This window comes from Paenibacillus sp. FSL P2-0173 (assembly GCF_038008045.1).
Lineage (GTDB): Bacteria > Bacillota > Bacilli > Paenibacillales > Paenibacillaceae > Paenibacillus > Paenibacillus polymyxa_B.
The window spans coordinates 2,158,391-2,176,573 of sequence record NZ_JBBOYK010000001.1; the positions used below are offsets into that span (position 1 = coordinate 2,158,391).

Genomic DNA, 18,183 nt, shown 5'->3' on the forward strand with positions numbered 1-18,183 from the left:
CAATCTTATAAAAGGCCTAATCCGTTCGCCTCAATATGCTTTAGCGTAGACGTGGCAGAAAGCCCATGCGCTCTTTGACCGCAGACAACGTGACTTCAGCCGCTTCTTGTGCGCGCTCTGCGGATTGGGCTAAAATACGTCCAATTTCACCGGATTCCCGGATGTCACGATAGCGCTGCTGAATCGGTTCAAGCATAGCTACAACGGTCTCTGCCAGTTCTTTTTTAAATGTTCCGTACATTTGACCTTCATAGCGATCCTGCACTTCTTGGAGCGACAAACCGGAACACTGACTGTAGATGCCCATCAGATTACTAATTTCTGGTTTATTGGCCGGATCATATCTAACCTCACTACCAGAATCGGTCGTAGCGCGGCTAATTTTCTTGCGTATGACTTTCGGTTCGTCCAGCAGGGCAATAAAGCTGCCTGCATTCGGATTGCTCTTACTCATTTTTTTAGATACATCATCCAGGGACATAATTCTCGCCCCTACTTCAGGGATATACGGTTCGGGAACAGTAAAATAATCTCCGTAACGGTGATTAAAGCGACCCGCCAAATCGCGTGTCAGCTCCAGATGCTGTTTCTGATCGTCGCCTACCGGAACGAGATCCGCGTTGTAGAGCAAAATGTCAGCTGCCATCAACGATGGATATACGAACAGCCCTGCTCCTACGGAGTCCTTGCCTGCCGCTTTGTCTTTAAACTGAGTCATACGTTCCAATTCGCCCATATTCGTCAGTGTTGTCATCAACCACCCTAGCTCAGCGTGCTGAGGAACATGGGATTGTAAAAAGACATTGGATTTCTCCGGGTTAATACCTGCTGCGATAAATAATGCCGCTACCGCCTCCGACTGCTCACGTAATTGGGCCGGTTCCTGCGGTACGGTAATTGCATGAAGGTCTACGACCATAAAGTAGCATTGATGATCCTCTTGCAATTTGACAAAGTTTTTCATTGCACCAATGTAATTGCCCAAAGTAAGTTGTCCGCTAGGCTGAATACCTGAAAGTACAGTTTTCATATTCTTCCTCCTCAGTTTATTTCAAAATTAGAACGCAAAAAGGCCCCGCATCCTCAAGGGACGCGAGACCGTGGTACCACCCTTATTCATTGCCGTCAGCCTATTACTTGTCAGAGCTATGCTCCGTGGCTGCCTGCAATCTTAAAGCTCCGTTAACGGGGAGCAATCGGCCGTCATACTGAGGACAGTAGAATCCTGTTCTGTGCGGCACTCCAAGGTCCATTCAGCAGTGCAGGCTCACCGATTCCCATCTACCACCGGCTTTCTGAAGAGCTTATGCGAAAGCTTACTTGTCCTCATCATCGTGTTATCCATGTCATTACTTTCTAAACTACATTAATGATAATTCCGCATAATGTTATTGTCAAATGACGATTGTGCCCTACGATCAAAAATCTGTTATCATAATGACACGAAGCTTCAACCGATTATAGTGGACAAAGGAGCATGGATATGAAACAAGTGACCAAAGAACACTGGAACGGTTACGACACGTATGTTTTACATAGTGGTGAACTGGAAGTTACGATGATCCCTCGCCTCGGGAATAATATTATCTCAGTGCGTGATCTGAAGCTCGACCGGGATATCGTACGTCGGCCTGGTGAGGAAGAATTGGCTTTCTATTTACAAAAGCCTTATCATTTTGGCTTGCCCATTTTGATTCCTCCAGGCCGAATTCGCAAGGGACAATTTGAGTTTGACGGTGTTCCTTATCAGTTCGACCGAAATACTGCCAATGACAATCATATACACGGTCTGCATCGTAATCAATCCTGGCGCTGCAGTGATATTGAAGAGGATGAAGAAGGTTGCAGTGTTACTACCGAGCTTTTAACAGAAAGTGATCCGCACTGGATGGAACAATTCCCCATTCCTTTACGTCTGGAGATGACGTATCGCTTACAGGGTGCTGTATTAAGTCAAACGCTGCGCGTAACGAATTTGGGTGAAAAAGCAGCTCCATTTGGCTTGGGATATCACACTTGGTTTATGGTGGACGGAGAACCTGAGCGCTGGCGCCTAAAGCTGCCTGTGAACGGCGTCTATGAGCAGGATGCTGAACAGCTACCTACAGGTATCATTACTTCGTTGGACGACTTGGAACAGCTCTCTTCCGGACTTTCTCTGAAAGGAACAAATCTAGATACGCTGCTGCGGGCAACGGAAGGCCCTGCTGAAGCTCTTTTGACCCGTGACGACGGTTATCAAATCCGCTACACAGCAGATGAGCAATACTATAAGTATTGGGTTTTATATACCAAAGGTGAATGCGACCAGTATCTTTGCATTGAGCCTTATACATGGCTGCCTGATGCGCCCAATTCACCTGATCCTGTCGGGGAAGCCGGGCTGATCCGTCTGGAGCCTCAGCAATCCATCGACCTCAAAACTCAGATTCATATCATATATCCGTAATTTTCCTCTAGTCACTTTTCTTCCTTCGGCGCATATTTTCATAACTCTGTCGCATACTAACCTCATCACAGCCGAAGGAGGTGACTACACATGAATGAAGCTAATCAAGGCAGAAGCCGTCGCAGTAACAACCTAGTTGTTCCTCAAGCCAACAACGCATTGCAACAATTGAAATATGAAGCTGCACAAGAGCTGGGCATCACCATTCCGGCAGATGGTTACTACGGTGACATGCCATCCCGTGAAGCTGGTTCTCTGGGAGGCTATATCACTAAACGCTTGGTACAGCTGGCCGAACAGCAATTATCAGGTCGTTCAGGTCAATAAGCGTCATTATTCCGCGTGAGCATTCCGTTCATCGTAATTTACCAAAATGCGTTATAACGGGCATATAACAAAGGCGGTCTTCCCTAGGAAGGCCGCCTTTTCTTTACTCTTTTTTATCAGGATTTTGCAAAATTCGATTCCAGTCGCTCCGAAGTGCAAGATATAGACGAACTAACCATTTCGATCTATATCTTGTTCATTGGAAGTCGCTTATGGGATATTTGCAAAATTCTCATATAAATGTTTATTCCGAATTAGCCGCTCGGTATGTAGGCTTGTTGTAGCGGATCATGAGATTCGCCATGTTGTAGTTGGACTCCAGTGTTGCATCTACCAAAATCGTTCCTTGTCTGATGGCAAAATCGAAAGCAATCTCACCATGAGTCCAGCTACGCTTATGATTTAGCGTTTCTAGGGCCATACGCCGAAAATCCTCCCGATGCTTTACTGATAACCCCGGTTCTACTGCTGCAAATGTGCCACCTTTACCTGCAAGCGGATTATGACGAATCCCAAATTTCCCAACTACATTGTTACGTATTTGTACAAATACGATACCTGACGACAAACCCGCCAGTTCATTATCCAGTTCTTTTAAAACGATATCCATCTGCCTTGCCAACGACAATTGACCTACTTCATCCATTACAAAAACCCTCCTATATACCTTATCCAAAAATATTTAATAGGTCTTACGGCTCAATTATATGCGAAGATTTTTAACCTTACAATCAAAACCAACATAATTGGGTATTTATAACTATTTTCTAAGTATATCCATCATTTTAAATTTCGCCAACAGGTAATGTTAATTACACTTCGACATTTTGCGACTTTGTTCATCATCTTCTGCAAAAATTACAAAAAAGGCCTCCCTCGTGGGAGACCTCTAAAGTGTAAATCCGTTATTTTGTCATTTGTAAAAATTGCTCAATATCCTGAACAGTAACTTGCGCAGCATTACGCCAGAAGTCAGCCTGTGTTAAATCGGTACCTAAGTGCTTGGAAGCCAATTCTTCGACTGTCATGCGACCTGTATCACGCAGCAAGGCATCATATTGGTCGGCGAAGCCGTCAGGATTTTCCTTCGCAAAAGCGTAAATTCCTGCACTGAACATATACCCGAATGTGTACGGGAAGTTGTAGAAAGGAGTATTCGTAATATAGAAATGCAGCTTGGATGCCCAAAAATGAGGATGAGCCTCATCCAGGACACCACTAAACGCTTCACGCTGCGCTTGTTCCATCAACTCGCTTAATTGTTGTGCTCCTACGACTCCTTTTTTCCGCAGCTCGTAAAAACGGGTTTCAAACAGGAAACGGGCATGAATGTTCATAAAGAAGGCTACACCACGCTGAATTTTATCCTCCAGCAAAGCCACCTTCTCCTGACCCTCGGCAGCTTCCAGCAACGCATCTGATACAATTAGTTCTGCCAGCGTCGATGCCGTCTCAGCTACGTTCATGGCATAATTTTGATTCAATGGGTGCAATTCATTCATCACATGCTGATGATAACCGTGTCCGAGCTCATGGGCCAGTGTCGAAACATTGGATGGTGATCCGGCATAGGTCATAAAAATACGGGTCTCTTTGCTCAGACGCAGAGATGTACAGAAACCACCCGGACGTTTGCCTGGACGATCTTCTGCTTCGATCCAGCTTTTCTCAAAAGCCATTTGGGCAAAGTCAGCCATTCTCGAGCTAAATTTACCAAATTGCTCAACAATCGTTACAGCAGCATCGTCGTAAGGGATTTTAGTAGTTGACGTCCCCAGCGGAGCTTCAACGTCATGCCAGGACAGCTTCTCTAAGCCCAGCAGTTTTGCTTTCCGCTCCAAGTATTTGACTACAATAGGCTTTGTTTCATTAATAACCTGCCACATCGTATCCAGCGTTTGTGCAGACATACGGCTGATTTCCAGCGGTTCCTTAAGCACATCTGTCCAGCCTCGTTTTTCATATAGCTTCAGACGGAAGCCTGCCAAATGATTCAATGTATCCGCGCAATAGTCCTCTACCTGAGCCCATGCCTCTTCCCAACGTGCAAACACGTCTTTACGTACGCTGCGATCTGCTTCATCCAGCTTATTAGCTGCCTGACCTACAGACAGGTTTACGATCTCGCCATTTTCTGGCACAGGGATCGTCATATTTTTGACAATGGTATCATAAAAGTCGCCCCAGCCATGGTAGCCATCCACTGCCAGATCCAATGCAAGGCTTTCCAGCTCAGGAGCCATTTTTTCACGTGCTTCGTTCCGATATTCGGTCAGGACAAAAGAAATCGGCTGGATTGCTTCGCGCTCCATCCATTTCTGCCAAATGTCTTCACTGGTTTGTGCCAGCAAGTTCTGGAAAGATACTAAAGCACTTTTTCCTTGGGCATATAGCGTATTGACACGCGCCCCCAGTTGAACAGCCAGCTTGTCGTGCTGGTTTTGAGCAGTTAGACAAGAGACAAAGGAACCCGCCTGCGACGCACCATTAAACAGCTCCTGTATGCTATTCAGTACACTATCCAGACGCTCGGTATCCAATACCGTTTGTGGTACTTTGGCTGCTTTAAGCTGAGCTTGCAGTTGTTGGACCTTGCTTTCCATTTCTTCCAAAAATGCAAGAAATGAGGCAGAGGAAGATCCTCCGCTAAAAATAGATTCCAGATCCCATGTTTGCTTTAACGGTGTTTTCATAATAGTTCCACCTTTCTTTTTTGGCGAATTCTTGTGGTTTCATATACAATAAAGCTACATCGTGATAGTAAATCACTACAATTGGGAGGAAAACAGGATGAGACCCTTACAAATTTCGCCGGAAACGGCTGTGAAATTATCCGAAAAGCTCGGCATTCCGCTGGAACACCTTATGCATACACCCCAGCACATTTTGATGCAAAAGCTAGCCGAACTGGCTAAAGAAGAAACCGCTGACCCGAACGGCGGAGAATCGGACAAATCATGATCCCTTTTCATAAAACCTGGCCTTATGACATCGTCATGGGAGACGTTTATGTACAGTCTTGTCCGTTTTGCGACCATGATAATGTTTTGCTGCCCCTGAAGCCAAAAGAACTTAAGCTCATACACGAAGGTATGAAAAAGCTGCTTGTGTTTCCATGCTGCCATAACAAGGTTACTTTAGTGGATTGTGATGACGATTATTTGCTGTCAGATACCACATTGCGTCATCATTAATTCATGAGGCATTTGTAAGATAAGATAACCCCGTTTTACAAACAAGGTGTGAACCATGAGCCTAAATCGGCCATAGTGCACACCTTTATTTCTTCAGGAGGAGCTTGCGTCTTGCATTTCCTCTGGCAGTTGGTAATTTTTAGCCAGCATTTGTTCTCGCAGTACAGACCACTGTTCACGGGAAGCCCGGATCATGGCTGCATCCATAATCTTTTTGTCATTAATGACACGCGAAAACCAGCGTACCGCTTCGTTAAAGTTGCCTGTACGTCGATGCAATTCACCAATCAGATAAAGCAGTTTGGCATTATTCGCCCCGACACCCTCCAGCTCATAGACCCGAACATAAGAATCCAGGCTAAATTTGAGAAAGCGAAGCTCCTGCTCCTCATTTCCCTGGTATCTGTACATCCAAGCGATATGCTGTAATAGACTAGCTACTACGCGTTCCTTTTCTCCGATGACCTGGGCACATAGTAAACCCAGTTTATACGTTTCTAATGCCTCTTCCCAGCTACGATGCCCGCCATATTCGCGAGACTGCCAGCGATTACCGATTTTATCCTTGAATATCTTGGTTTGCTGTTCGCTTAACTGAACGGTAGAGTGCTCTGTCGAGGTAAATCCACAATGAGGACAGACCCTTACGACATAAAAATCCGGATTTTCATTCTTATAATAAGCACAAAAATCTGAATCCGTACGAATGGCCTTCTTTAGGCTTGGTCTGACACGGGATGTCTGAAATTCTTCTTCGCAATGTGGGCAAATGATTTTGATCTGATATAACGGTTCAAGTTCCAATGTTTTTACAACCCTCTCCAAAATTCGGCAATCCCCGAAAGCTTACGGGGTATTTACAAAATGATGCGCAGGACCAGACAAACGGTTAAGTATGATTGAACGAAGCGGCTCCTCAATGCCCGTATCCGTTAACGCACCTGCCATACAAGACAACCATGCCTCTGCTCGCTCCTCCGTTACGGGAAACTTCATATGTCTGGCACGTAACATCGGATGACCATATGCATCAGAAAAAAGGGACGGTCCTCCAAAAAACTGGCTCAGGAACATATACTGCTTTTCCTTAACCGGTTCCATGTCTTTAGGAAACAGGGGACTTAACAACGGATCTTTATAAACTCTCGGGTAGAAGGCCTCAATAATAGCACGAACACCTTCCGCACCCCCAAGGTTGTCATAAATGCTCAGGCTAGGGTTCACTTTTCCTCCAACTTTCTGTGCTATGGTAATAAATATACACCCGTATTATAACAAAAAACAAAAAATGACGCTAAAAATAAGCGTCATTTTATCAATTTAACATATGAAGAGGGTGTGCTTCGTTGCACACAGCTTCGTCATTCTATAAATACCACTAATAACTCCGCCAATCCTCTTCACCGGGATGGACGAGAGAGGCACGAATAACATACACAAAAGCACATACGAACAGACCAGCAACGATACTCATCCTGATCACTCCATCCTTAAGGTTATGGATCGTTGTTTTCCTATTTTAACATACTATTTACAAAAATACAGCAATAAAAGTAACCGTTTTCTTTGATTTTTTTGTACTCTTTGTCCATCCCCGACATAGGTATATTAGTACAACTCCAAAGGAGGGGCCTCTATGTCGCTATACCGTCGTTACTCGCTTCCTCTGCTCATCCTTACACCGCTATTCCTGTTTATGCTTATGGCTGTATACCCGCAATCTTCTCTGAATGCCGGGCTTCGGGGGCTTGCCATCTGGTGGGACGTGCTGTTTCCGTCTTTATTCCCGTTTTTCGTTATTTCCGAGCTTCTCCTCGGTTTCGGAATTGTTCATTTCATAGGTGCGCTGTTGGATCCGCTGATGCAGCCTCTATTCCGTGTACCTGGCTGTGGGGGTTTTGTCGCTGCGGTCAGCTGTGCATCCGGTTACCCGATTGGAGCTAAACTAACAGCCAAGCTGTGGGAGCAAAAATGGATCACACGCATTGAAGGAGAGCGTTTGGTCGCGTTTACCACTTCCTCTGATCCGATATTTTTGATCGGTGCGGTTTCCGTTGGCTTCTTCCATCAACCAGAAATTGCACTCGTACTAGGCGCGGCCCATTATGGTGGCGTGCTCATCATCGGGCTGCTTATGCGCTTCCACGGTTCCCGTTCAGGGGAAACAGGTACTCGCAGCGACCGCCAACCTACTCAAAAAGCCTGGTCGAAGTCCAAGAATACAAAAGCAGCAGATCGCAATAGGCAGCCTGGACCCCTACGCCAAGCATTATATGCCATGCATACAGCTCGTTTGGAAGATGGTCGCCCATTGGGTGAGTTACTTCGTCAGGCGATTACTTCCTCCCTACGCCTTATTATTGTCGTAGGAGGGCTAGTTGTATTCTTCTGCGTCATTTTAGAAGCTTTGACGAACTCCGGTTTAATGAGCGGGCTTCATCTGCTTACAGCAAGCCTATTGACTGCATGTGGTCTTCCTCCTACGTTAACGGAGTCCATTGTGGGTGGTATTTTCGAAGTCACTTTAGGAGCGCAAGCCGCAGGTAAAGCCACGGCAGCGGCGTTACCATTCAAGGTAGCCGCAGCCGCTTTTGTTCTCTCCTGGGGCGGGCTGTCGGTTCATGCGCAGGTTGCAAGTATTTTAAATATGACGGATCTTCGTTATTTGCCATTTTTGTTGGCCCGGGCTGCGCACGGCATCATCTCAGCACTGCTAGCTCTCGTGTTATGGCGGCCTCTTATGGGACAGGGAAGCTCTCCAGTCTTTTCTCCGATATACGACATCGCGTGGTCTCCTGGCTTCTCGTCCGTCATGTTGTTGCAAAGTCTGCTGTTTCTTGCCTTTATACTGGCTGGAATGCTTAGTCTCTCATGGTTGAGTGTGGGTACAAGTCGCTTATATGTACGTTTGAGAAGAACACACAGGCAATGAACGATTGTGTTCTTGCTCATAATTGATTATGATCGATATATACCCATGACAAAGGAGCTTTTCATCTTGAGATATTATGTTCTGGATCGCGGGGATCAGCACTCCATGGACTTGAGTCAGCAATTTCACCGTCTTGCCCAAGAAAAGAATTTCAAGCTGGATGCCGAATCGCCGGAAATCGTCGTGTCTATTGGAGGCGATGGTACGATGCTTCATGCGTTTCATACCTTCATCGACCGCATTCCGGATATTGCCTTTGTTGGTGTACATACCGGTCATCTAGGCTTTTACGCTGATTGGCGTGCGGACGAGCTGGAGGAGCTAATCCACCTGATGAGCCAAAGCGGATCTGAAGGACCGCTTAACCCGAGAATCGTTAAGTATCCACTGATTGAGTTGGAAATTCACAAGAAGTCAGGCAATGCTTCTTTTATTGCCTTGAATGAATTTACATTAAAAGGGGTGGATGGCACTGTCGTTGCCCAAGTAGATATTAACGATATCACCTTTGAAATGTTTCGCGGTGATGGTATATGTGTTTCTACCCCCTCAGGAACGACCGCCTATAATAAAGCACTTGGCGGAGCTATGGTTCATCCCACCATTGAAGCATTGCAATTGACTGAGATCGCTTCCATTAATAACCGCGTGTATCGGACACTGGGATCGCCATTGCTACTGCCCAAACACCATCATTGTGATATTTTTTCACGGAAAGATCAGCGTCTCTTATTGACAGTAGATCACCTCAACTTTCCTGTAGATGACTTAATTTCTGTTCGATGTCAGGTCGCAAGTCAGAAGATCAGCTTCGCTCGTTACCGTCCTTTCCCATTTTGGGATCGAGTACGCAACGCTTTTCTTAATTAGAATCTATAAAAGAGCCGACTTTGGCTCTTTTTTTACAAACAAAACGGTTCCTGAAAATTCAGGAACCGTTTTGTTGTGGAGCTGTAAATGTTTTATTCTTTTTACTACCCTCAGCTCTTTCGGCTTTAGCAGCTGGCTGGGTCTGACGCTGGCCCTCAGGTTCACGAGAGACACGAACTTGCCGTCCCTCCCGATTTTCCTTTGATTGACGCTCATAGCGTGGTCCACGCGATTCCTTTTTATCGAAACTCCCTTGCTGATTGCGCTGTCTACGTGGTTCCCGGGCTTGCTGCCCTTCACCCGGATTGCGTCCATCCTTTGCTTCACGTGGTTCTCTTGGCTGGCGCGAATCGCGTGCTTCACGTGGCTCACGCTGCCGATTTCCTTCACGTCCTTCTCTGGATGGACGACTTTCGCGAGCTTCACGCGGCTGTCGCTCACGTACTTCCTGGGCATCCTTCGATTCCCGACGTTGCAACTCGCGTGGTTCCCGGGATTCTCGAGGCTGCTCCACTCGCGATTCCTCCGTAGCTGTGGAATCCTGCTGTGATTGCGGCCACTCCTGTTCTCCAGCTGTATGTTGCAATACTTCTTGCTGCTCTTCGGGTTCTAGCGTTCCTGCTTGTTCCCTTTGAGCATCTACCAACTGCTGAATATCTGGAGCAATGATTTCATCATTGACCCCGTTTTTATTAACCACTTCACGACTTTTTTGCAACACAAAATAGGCACAGCCAAAATTGCAGTATTCATTAATGTAATCGTCCAGTATCACTATAGATGTATCCTTATTTGCTTTGGGATGACCGTCTCGATAAAAGCCCTTCAGACGTAGCTGATTGTAACCCCAATCACCAATAATGTAATCATAGCGATCCAGCACTTCACTATACCGATCACGAAACGCTTCGGGATTCCACCCGTTCTTGTGATCCTGCAACAATTCATAGTTTTTACCACCGATTTGAAACAAGCTATTCTGACCGCCTTTCCCGGATCAAGCCTGCGAAAGGGCGCCTTCTTCCTTATGCTGAGCGGCTGACTTCACCTGCTCATGCGCTTGGTAGGAGCTGCGGACCAACGGTCCGGATTCGACGTGGCTGAATCCCCGCTGTAATCCCTCTTCCTTTAACTTCGCAAAATCTTCCGGTGGATAATATTTTTGCACATATAAATGTTTCTCGGACGGCTGCAAATATTGACCAATTGTCATAATGTCACAATCGACTTTGCGCAGATCATCCATGGTTTGTAAGATCTCGTCCCACTCTTCCCCGACACCTAGCATGATGCTTGATTTCGTTGGAATAGCCGGATTTAATTGCTTCGCACGTTGAAGCAGCTCCAGAGAGCGACGGTATTTCGCTTTAGCCCGAACTTTGTCGGACATTCGCTCCACCGTTTCAATATTATGATTCAGAATATCTGGCTTGGCATCCATGACGATTCGTAGCGATTCAATATCGCCCATAAAATCGGGAATCAATACTTCTACACTGCAAAAAGGTAACCGGCGGCGAATCGCACGAACCGTTTCTGCAAATATAGTAGCACCCCCATCTTTCAAATCGTCGCGAGCCACACTGGTTACGACACAGTGCTTCAAATTCATGTTTTCAGCCGCTTCAGCGACGCGTTCAGGCTCCTGCAAGTCCAGTTCCGTAGGCATTCCCGTATTTACTGCGCAAAAACGACACGCACGCGTACAAGTATCACCCAAAATCATAAATGTAGCTGTCCTATTGGCCCAGCATTCATATATATTAGGGCATCGTGCCTCCTCACATACGGTATGTAATGTCTTGGAACGCATCATGCTCTTGATTTCCTGATAGTTATCGCCTGTCGTAAGTTTAATACGAATCCAGTCGGGCTTAGCTTCCTTCACTTTTCTAGACAATGGCATAGACCTTCTTTCTGATAAGCTTAAGCTGTCATTGCCATACATTATAACATGAAAGCCATGGAAAAACCTCCATTCATTGTTCCCTTTTTGATATGACATTGATGCCGGAAAAAGTAAACTCTTTACATGGATAAAAGCGGCGGATATGGCTCAATCTAAACAAAAGCACCCTATTCACGCTATTGAATACGGGGCCTAGAATTTACCGGGCGATTAAGCCCTTCTATAGGAGGTCGGTTCACGTGCCTTACCCTACGCGGACAGCCCGAGCTGTTCGTTTGTTATCGCTGCTGTTATGCGCTACTACACTGACAACGGCCTGTCCGCTTCCTGCCCATGCCTTTGCCAATCACTTACAGTCCTCGTCCGCCAGAAGCAGCCTGACCGCAAATGTAGATGCTTCACATGCTCAGTCTTCGTCGTATACGTCCAGGCTGGCTCTATATCATTCCATCGAAGCCCTGACTGGAGTTCCTTGGTACAGGCTGGCCGCCATCGACCAGTATGAACGCACACTTACAGTGGCCCATCCCAGGGATCGCAAGCATGCGGAACGGATCATAGGTATTTTCATCACGGGACCAGTCTGGTCCGGCCTGATGAACCCTGATTCGGAGGATCAAAATCCGCGTTCCATTGAACTATTTTCCGGGCTGGGACAAGACGGTTCGGGTGATGGAATCGCTGACCGTAATAATGACAAGGATCTGCTATTCAGCATCGCATCTTATCTCGGAAAGTATGGAAACAACGAGGATGAATTTGGTATTGCCGTTTGGGAATATTACCATAACAGCCGCGCAGTTCAAAGAGTTCAGCAGTTTGCCAAGCTGTATCGGACGTATGGCAAGCTGGATCTGGTCAGTCAAGCCTTCCCTCTTCCTTTAGGCAGCATTTATAGCTACCGCAGCACATGGGGAAGCCGTCGCAGCTGGGGCGGTTACCGTATACATGAAGGAACTGATCTGTTTGCTGGCTATGGAGTTCCAGTTCGCAGTACCTGCTACGGTGTAGTTGAAATGAAGGGCTGGAATCCCTTCGGCGGATGGCGAATCGGAATCCGAGATCTCAACAACCGCTATCACTACTATGCGCATCTTTCCGGCTTTGACAAAACCGTCCACAACGGAGACATCGTTACACCCGGCCAGACGGTTGGCTGGGTCGGAAGCTCGGGCTATGGAAAACCCGGTACCCAAGGCAAGTTTCCACCGCATCTGCACTATGGTATATATCGGGACAATGGCTGGGCAGATTGGTCCTTTGACCCGTATCCGTTATTAAGACAGTGGGAGCAGACCGAACGCAAAGCGCTCAAAACAGGAAAAACAAAAGGGACCTCCTCATAGGGTCCCTTTTGTTTTTCCTGAGCGTCTCACGTCAGTCCCCCTCTGCTCTATGGCGTTGGGGACTGACTGGAGGTGTTTTGGTCTTCCTGTACCTCTGGAACACTTACTGTGCTGGGATCTACAGCGCCGCTACTCTCTATGGAATGGGGAGGCAACGCCAACTGCGGAGCGGCTGCACCATTTTTACCCACTGGTTTCCCCTGATTGTCATAGTAGTACATCGGAACGTTGCCTACCACTAATAAATAAGAAACCGGAATTTCCGTCTCCACAATCTGAGGTTGCATCTCAAACGGTATAACCACGGACACTTCCGTCGTAATCCGAATGTACACTTCCACCAAGATCATGTTTATGCCCGCATCCTGTTGACGGGTATTTAAATCCACCTTGATTGCTCCATGCGGCTCCACCTTTAGGGGGACCGTTGGTCCATAAGCTGCCAACAGTGGACTGCCCAATGCCTGACCAATCGGAACACTCTCATCAAAATGGCTCATGCTGTCCATCGTTGCCTTGACTGCTTTGAGCGTGTCTGACGTAATTCTCATATGCTCTGCATAATTCAGAACAAAGCCGGAGGTTCTTCCTTGTGCATCCGTTCTCCATTCGATCAAATTATCAGCCGTCTTCCCCTGCTCTACCTGTGCTGTAATTGCTGAATTAATAGCCTCCGTCGCCATTTGTTTGACCCGTACTTTTGCCAGGTGCATCATAGGCGGCTTCAAATGCTGCTCCACATAAGCAGCCACCTGTATGATTCCCACCAGCAGCGCCAGTACCACAATCAAAAATACTCTACGTCTGCCGCGTCGTCTTCTGTTGGGCGCGCTGTGCCATTGCGGTCTTCTCATCATCCGATCCCCCCGCAGCGTTGAACTTACCCTACAAGGATATGCAAGGGAGGGACGAAAAAGAAGCCGCCCGTCCGGCAGCTTCTCTAGATGGAATACATATACAATTGCAAATTTCAGGTGCACTTATTATTTGAAAATGTGGTCAATCTTTTCGATATCAGCCTGACTCAATTGGACATTTAGCGTCTTCAGATTCGCCAGCACTTGCTCCGGCCCCTTCGCCCCTGGAATGAGGGCATCAATCGAATCGCGGGTCAAATACCATGCGAGCACAACATGAGCAACCTCTGCATTCAACGCATTGGCAATCTCCCTTACCTGCTCCACTTTGTCCAAATTACGAGCAAATGCATCTCCCTGAAACAGTGGATTTTTTGCTCTGATGTCCGTGAAGGTCATGTCTTTCGTATACTTACCACCCAGCAATCCTGAGGCTAGCGGGAAATAAGGCACAAACGAAATGCCATTTTCCTTGGTATAAGGCAGCAGATCCTTCTCAGCTTCCCGTTGAAACAAATTATATTGGGATTGGAGCACATCTACATAACCGTCGCTATTCGCATCCTTAAGTTGTTCAATGGAAAAGTTAGATACGCCAATAGCCTTGATTTTGCCTTCGTCCTTAAGCTTCTTCAGTTCTCCGACCGCTTCTGCCTTCGGCGTTGCTTCGTCCGGGAAATGGATATAAAACAGATCGATATAATCGGTCTGCAATCTTTTCAGGCTGGATTCAACGGATTCACGTAAAAAAGCAGGCGAGTTGTCAAAAACGACCTCTCCGTTCACAAATTTGTGTGCACCCTTCGTGGCAATAACAGCTTTATCACGCTGACCACGCTCTTTCAATACCTCACCAATCAACCGTTCCGAGTGCTCAGGTCCATAAATAAAAGCCGTATCCAGAAAATTGATGCCGTTGTCCAAAGCTGTGCGAACAACTTCTTTGCCCGTTTCATTATTCAAATCGGAAAAGAGATTATGTCCTCCCACCTTATTTGCACCCAAACCAATTGGTTTTACATATAAATCTGTTTTGCCAAGACGCACTTGCTCTGCCAATTCACGTCATCTCCTTTTCGAAAGTTACTTCCATTTTATTATTAGATTCCAAAAAAAGCAAAGTGCGTACCTGGCAGTTGTCCTCATCCTTTAATCCCCGTCAAGGCAATCCCTTCCATAAAATACTTCTGTCCTATGGCAAAAAGAATAATAGCAGGCAAGACTACAATTAAAGATGCGGCCATCAAAACGCCCCATTGAGCCGAATATATTCCCTGAAATTGCTGCAGCCCAATCGCCAACGTAAATTTGCTCTCATCATTAAGGTAAACCAGCGGCCCCATAAAATCATTCCATGTATTCAAAAACGTAAACAATCCAATGACCAAAATCGCCGACCTCGACAAAGGCAAAATAATACGGGTGAAAATCGTAAAATGATTGCCTCCATCCACAAATACAGCTTCATCCAGTTCTCGCGGTAGCGTCATGTAGAATTGTCTTAGCAAAAAAATATTAAAAACGCCTCCACCAAAAAAAGAAGGTAATACCAATGGAACGTACGAATTAACCATGCCTAATGCCTGCCAACCAATAAATGACGGAATCAGCGTGACTGCAAACGGCAGCATCATGCTGCTTAATAACAAGGCAAATACCTTATCTCTTCCCTTCCATCTCATTCGCGCAAAGCTATAGGCAGAAATGGTACTCGACAGAAGTACACCCGCCAAAGTACCCGCAACGACGATAAATGTATTCACAAAATAGCGCCCAAAGGATAACTCTTCAAACGGCTGTAAAAAATTCTCGAATACAAAAGGCTCTGGAATCCATTTCGGCGGGATCAAAAAAATCTGACTTAAATCCATCATGGAGCTTCGCACCAGCCAGTAAAAAGGAAACATACAAAACAGTGAGCCCACTATGAGAACTGCGTAGAGCAAAACCCTGCTCCAACTCCAACCGCGTTTTTTCATGTTCATGCCCCCCCGCCTGCGTAATACACCCATTTTCGGGCCGTCTTGAACAGAAAGGCAGTGAATACCAAAACGACAATAAAGAGCACCCAAGCAATAGCACAGGCATAACCCATATTCGAAAAAGTAAATGCCTCGCGAAACAAATAAAAGGTATAAAACAAGCTGGAGTTATTGGGTCCACCCTGAGTCATGACGTAAGGTTGAACAAACACTTGAAACCCACCGATGAAGCCCATAATCGTATTAAAAAAAATAGTGGGCGATGTCAATGGAATTGTGATATACATAAGCTTATGAAGAGCGTTTCCACCGTCAATTTCAATGGCTTCATAATAATGTCTAGGGATATCTTGCAAGCCTGCCAGAAAAATAATCATGGTTCCTCCAACGGTCCACAAACTCATTAAAACCAGAGTAGGAACTACCGACCCTTCGCTATAGATCCACTGACTTTCAGGCAAATGCAGCGCACGCAGCACCACATTTAGCAAGCCAAGATCCGGATCAAACAGCCACATCCAGATCATAGACGATGCTATGAGTGGCACAATAGTAGGGAGATAGAAAACAGTCCTGAAAAAAGCCAAACCTTTTACCTTTTGATTAAGCAATATCGCCAAAAAGAAAGCTACAATAATTTGCAAGGGCACACTCAGGAACACATAATAAAACGTAACCCCGAGTGATTTATAAAAAAATTGATCCGTACCGTCAAATAAGTGAACGTAATTATCCAGACCGATAAAATGGGCCTGTGAAGCAACCTTGTAATCGGTAAGACTGAACCAGAGACTAGCGATCATCGGTCCCAGAACAAAAATGACAAAGCCGAGAATAGCAGGGGCGGCAAAAAGCCACCCCAACCAATTTTCCTTCTTACGAATAGAAGATAATGATTGCATTCTATCCCTCTCTTTCTGTCAAAACACTCACCCTATTCTTTTGGATACGTCCCTTTAAATTCCGCGTTAGCCTTTGCGGAAACCTCCTTGAATGCTTGCTCCACCGTTTTCTTGCCCAGCCATACCTGATCCAGCGCCGGGTTAATGATAGCATTGATTTTTTCCGAGTTTTTCAGATAATAGTCGTAAGAATTGACACCGTTATGCAGCGTTTGGTTCATGACAGCATCACGGTAACCATCGGCATGACCTGGTTTGACATCGGCCCATTTGCTAATCAAGTCTGGTTCGGTGTACCACTTTTTCATGACAGGCATCCACAATCCGCTGGAATGCATGTCAAGTCCGCTTTCAGCATCCAGCAAGAATTTATAAAACATCCATGCTTCTTTAGGATGTTTGGTTTTGGCAGAAATCACTTCCGGTTCGCCAAACAGGATCGTTTTGCTGCTCTTCAGCTTGGGTAACACGCCTACACCAAAATTCACCTTCGATTCTCCAAGATCCAATTGAACCCACTGTCCATCCAGATCCATCGCTACACGCTTACTTTGTAGTGCTACGGCCGGGGAAGGTATATTTTTGGACTGCGTTGGCGACGGTGCCACATGATAAACGTTGATCAGATCAGCCATTTTCTGAACAGCTTCAATCACATCAGGGCTCTCAAGATTAAGCGAGTCCCCTTTGTCTGAAATGACACTTGCGTTATTGGAAGGCACAAGCAAATGCCACATCCATGTATCAAACCGAACTCCATACTGTTTAATGTTACTTGCATCGAAATTGGGACTGAGCGCATTATTTCCCGCTTTATCAATGGTGAGCTTTTGTGCAGTCTCTAAAAACTGCTCCCATGTCCAAGCCTCCTCAGCCTTTACTGGCGGCAAAGCAACACCAGCCTCATCAAACAAATCTTTATTGTAATAGAGGGCGAAAGCTTCCTCAGTTACCTTGACCCCAGCCACCTTGTCCTTATCCCAATAGATGACTGAATTAGGAATAAGACTTTCCTTCGTTAGCTCCTTATCCTCCTTCAAAAATTCATTTAAATTATATAGTTTGCCTTGTTCAGCCCATTGCAGAGCCTGTGCTTTATAAATGGGAAATACATCGGGTGCCTGATTGGCAGCAAACATCGTCGTTAATTTGGTTACGTAATCCCCGGGGATATGCATATAGTTGATTTTGATCCACGGATATTTCTCTGTAAATTTTTTAGCGATTTCCTGCTGAACCTTCTTTTCATTGGTGCTCCCCCAACTGGCATAGGTCAGTGTCACTTGCTCGTGACCCTGCAAATCAACTGGTTTGCTGCTGCTCTCATTTGAACTACAGGCTGACATAAGCCCAACGATCAAGCACATGCAGACGATCCATAATTTTCGTTTTAACATGAGTAACGCCCCCAAACT

19 protein-coding genes are annotated in these 18,183 nt (G+C 46.0%); 7 read left to right on the top strand and 12 right to left on the bottom strand.

What is annotated here, in order from left to right:
* Positions 1–40: 40 nt before the first annotated feature.
* Complete coding sequence (gene trpS, locus MKX30_RS09585) at positions 41–1,030, bottom strand: tryptophan--tRNA ligase (RefSeq protein WP_023990202.1); 990 nt, start codon at positions 1,028–1,030, stop codon at positions 41–43.
* 453 nt (positions 1,031–1,483) lie between these two features.
* Here trpS and MKX30_RS09590 point away from each other — a divergent pair, with 453 nt between their 5' ends.
* A complete protein-coding gene (locus MKX30_RS09590) occupies positions 1,484–2,449 on the top strand; it encodes an aldose 1-epimerase (protein ID WP_023990203.1) in 966 nt (321 codons plus the stop codon).
* Positions 2,450–2,539: 90 nt separating this feature from the next.
* On the top strand, positions 2,540–2,776 hold the full coding sequence (locus MKX30_RS09595) for an alpha/beta-type small acid-soluble spore protein (RefSeq protein ID WP_013311861.1): 237 nt from the start codon (positions 2,540–2,542) through the stop codon (positions 2,774–2,776).
* 244 nt (positions 2,777–3,020) lie between these two features.
* Here MKX30_RS09595 and MKX30_RS09600 read toward each other — a convergent pair whose 3' ends face one another.
* Positions 3,021–3,422, bottom strand: coding sequence for a hypothetical protein (locus MKX30_RS09600; RefSeq protein WP_023990204.1), 402 nt, complete (start codon positions 3,420–3,422; stop codon positions 3,021–3,023).
* 259 nt (positions 3,423–3,681) lie between these two features.
* Positions 3,682–5,469 carry a M3 family oligoendopeptidase gene (locus MKX30_RS09605; RefSeq protein ID WP_071558284.1) on the bottom strand — a complete coding sequence of 596 codons (1,788 nt, stop codon included), beginning with the start codon at positions 5,467–5,469 and terminating at the stop codon, positions 3,682–3,684.
* A 97-nt stretch (positions 5,470–5,566) separates the two neighbouring features.
* Between MKX30_RS09605 and MKX30_RS09610 the strand changes: the two genes are divergently transcribed.
* Positions 5,567–5,737, top strand: coding sequence for a YycC family protein (locus MKX30_RS09610; protein WP_014277894.1), 171 nt, complete (start codon positions 5,567–5,569; stop codon positions 5,735–5,737).
* Positions 5,734–5,970, top strand: a complete 237-nt coding sequence (locus tag MKX30_RS09615) for a hypothetical protein (protein WP_023990206.1) — start codon at positions 5,734–5,736, stop codon at positions 5,968–5,970. Before MKX30_RS09610 ends, MKX30_RS09615 begins: the two co-directional genes overlap by 4 nt.
* Positions 5,971–6,063: 93 nt before the next feature.
* On the opposite strand, the gene MKX30_RS09620 is transcribed toward MKX30_RS09615, so the two are convergent.
* Together MKX30_RS09620 and MKX30_RS09625 are read right to left on the bottom strand one after the other, a co-directional pair.
* Positions 6,064–6,774, bottom strand: coding sequence for a DUF2225 domain-containing protein (locus MKX30_RS09620; RefSeq protein WP_023990207.1), 711 nt, complete (start codon positions 6,772–6,774; stop codon positions 6,064–6,066).
* A 42-nt stretch (positions 6,775–6,816) separates the two neighbouring features.
* Entirely contained in the window at positions 6,817–7,194 is a 378-nt protein-coding gene (locus MKX30_RS09625) for a globin domain-containing protein (protein ID WP_023990208.1), read from the bottom strand.
* A gap of 412 nt (positions 7,195–7,606) precedes the next feature.
* On the opposite strand from MKX30_RS09625, the gene ylbJ reads away from it, so the two are divergent.
* Together ylbJ and MKX30_RS09635 are read left to right on the top strand one after the other, a co-directional pair.
* Positions 7,607–8,902 (top strand): sporulation integral membrane protein YlbJ, encoded by a 1,296-nt coding sequence (gene ylbJ, locus MKX30_RS09630; RefSeq protein WP_341062761.1) that lies wholly within the window; start codon positions 7,607–7,609, stop codon positions 8,900–8,902.
* Positions 8,903–8,968: 66 nt separating this feature from the next.
* A complete protein-coding gene (locus MKX30_RS09635) occupies positions 8,969–9,772 on the top strand; it encodes an NAD kinase (RefSeq protein WP_013372943.1) in 804 nt (267 codons plus the stop codon).
* 58 nt (positions 9,773–9,830) lie between these two features.
* Here the strand turns inward: MKX30_RS09635 and MKX30_RS09640 are convergent, their stop codons facing one another.
* Positions 9,831–10,745 carry a YutD family protein gene (locus MKX30_RS09640; protein ID WP_028541418.1) on the bottom strand — a complete coding sequence of 305 codons (915 nt, stop codon included), beginning with the start codon at positions 10,743–10,745 and terminating at the stop codon, positions 9,831–9,833.
* 24 nt (positions 10,746–10,769) lie between these two features.
* Positions 10,770–11,672, bottom strand: a complete 903-nt coding sequence (gene lipA, locus MKX30_RS09645) for a lipoyl synthase (protein ID WP_023990211.1) — start codon at positions 11,670–11,672, stop codon at positions 10,770–10,772.
* Positions 11,673–11,920: 248 nt separating this feature from the next.
* Between lipA and MKX30_RS09650 the strand changes: the two genes are divergently transcribed.
* A complete protein-coding gene (locus MKX30_RS09650) occupies positions 11,921–13,027 on the top strand; it encodes a M23 family metallopeptidase (protein WP_023990212.1) in 1,107 nt (368 codons plus the stop codon).
* Between the two features lie 47 nt (positions 13,028–13,074).
* Here the strand turns inward: MKX30_RS09650 and yunB are convergent, their stop codons facing one another.
* The 5 genes from yunB to MKX30_RS09675 form a co-directional block, all read right to left on the bottom strand.
* On the bottom strand, positions 13,075–13,884 hold the full coding sequence (gene yunB, locus MKX30_RS09655; RefSeq protein WP_023990213.1) for a sporulation protein YunB: 810 nt from the start codon (positions 13,882–13,884) through the stop codon (positions 13,075–13,077).
* A 126-nt stretch (positions 13,885–14,010) separates the two neighbouring features.
* On the bottom strand, positions 14,011–14,943 hold the full coding sequence (locus MKX30_RS09660) for an aldo/keto reductase (RefSeq protein WP_069080784.1): 933 nt from the start codon (positions 14,941–14,943) through the stop codon (positions 14,011–14,013).
* Between the two features lie 83 nt (positions 14,944–15,026).
* Positions 15,027–15,863 carry a carbohydrate ABC transporter permease gene (locus tag MKX30_RS09665; protein WP_028541414.1) on the bottom strand — a complete coding sequence of 279 codons (837 nt, stop codon included), beginning with the start codon at positions 15,861–15,863 and terminating at the stop codon, positions 15,027–15,029.
* 2 nt (positions 15,864–15,865) lie between these two features.
* Complete coding sequence (locus MKX30_RS09670) at positions 15,866–16,768, bottom strand: carbohydrate ABC transporter permease (RefSeq protein WP_341062762.1); 903 nt, start codon at positions 16,766–16,768, stop codon at positions 15,866–15,868.
* Between the two features lie 32 nt (positions 16,769–16,800).
* Positions 16,801–18,165 (bottom strand): ABC transporter substrate-binding protein, encoded by a 1,365-nt coding sequence (locus MKX30_RS09675; RefSeq protein ID WP_103049961.1) that lies wholly within the window; start codon positions 18,163–18,165, stop codon positions 16,801–16,803.
* Positions 18,166–18,183 lie beyond the last annotated feature (18 nt).

Coding starts and splice junctions, on each gene's coding strand:
- trpS (WP_023990202.1), bottom strand. CDS start 1,030: ATGAAAACTGTACTTTCAGGTATTCAGCCTAGCGGACAACTTACTTTG.
- MKX30_RS09670 (WP_341062762.1), bottom strand. CDS start 16,768: ATGCAATCATTATCTTCTATTCGTAAGAAGGAAAATTGGTTGGGGTGG.
- MKX30_RS09595 (WP_013311861.1), top strand. CDS start 2,540: ATGAATGAAGCTAATCAAGGCAGAAGCCGTCGCAGTAACAACCTAGTT.
- MKX30_RS09605 (WP_071558284.1), bottom strand. CDS start 5,469: ATGAAAACACCGTTAAAGCAAACATGGGATCTGGAATCTATTTTTAGC.
- MKX30_RS09600 (WP_023990204.1), bottom strand. CDS start 3,422: ATGGATGAAGTAGGTCAATTGTCGTTGGCAAGGCAGATGGATATCGTT.
- ylbJ (WP_341062761.1), top strand. CDS start 7,607: ATGTCGCTATACCGTCGTTACTCGCTTCCTCTGCTCATCCTTACACCG.
- yunB (WP_023990213.1), bottom strand. CDS start 13,884: ATGATGAGAAGACCGCAATGGCACAGCGCGCCCAACAGAAGACGACGC.
- MKX30_RS09590 (WP_023990203.1), top strand. CDS start 1,484: ATGAAACAAGTGACCAAAGAACACTGGAACGGTTACGACACGTATGTT.
- MKX30_RS09615 (WP_023990206.1), top strand. CDS start 5,734: ATGATCCCTTTTCATAAAACCTGGCCTTATGACATCGTCATGGGAGAC.
- MKX30_RS09610 (WP_014277894.1), top strand. CDS start 5,567: ATGAGACCCTTACAAATTTCGCCGGAAACGGCTGTGAAATTATCCGAA.
- MKX30_RS09675 (WP_103049961.1), bottom strand. CDS start 18,165: ATGTTAAAACGAAAATTATGGATCGTCTGCATGTGCTTGATCGTTGGG.
- MKX30_RS09665 (WP_028541414.1), bottom strand. CDS start 15,863: ATGAAAAAACGCGGTTGGAGTTGGAGCAGGGTTTTGCTCTACGCAGTT.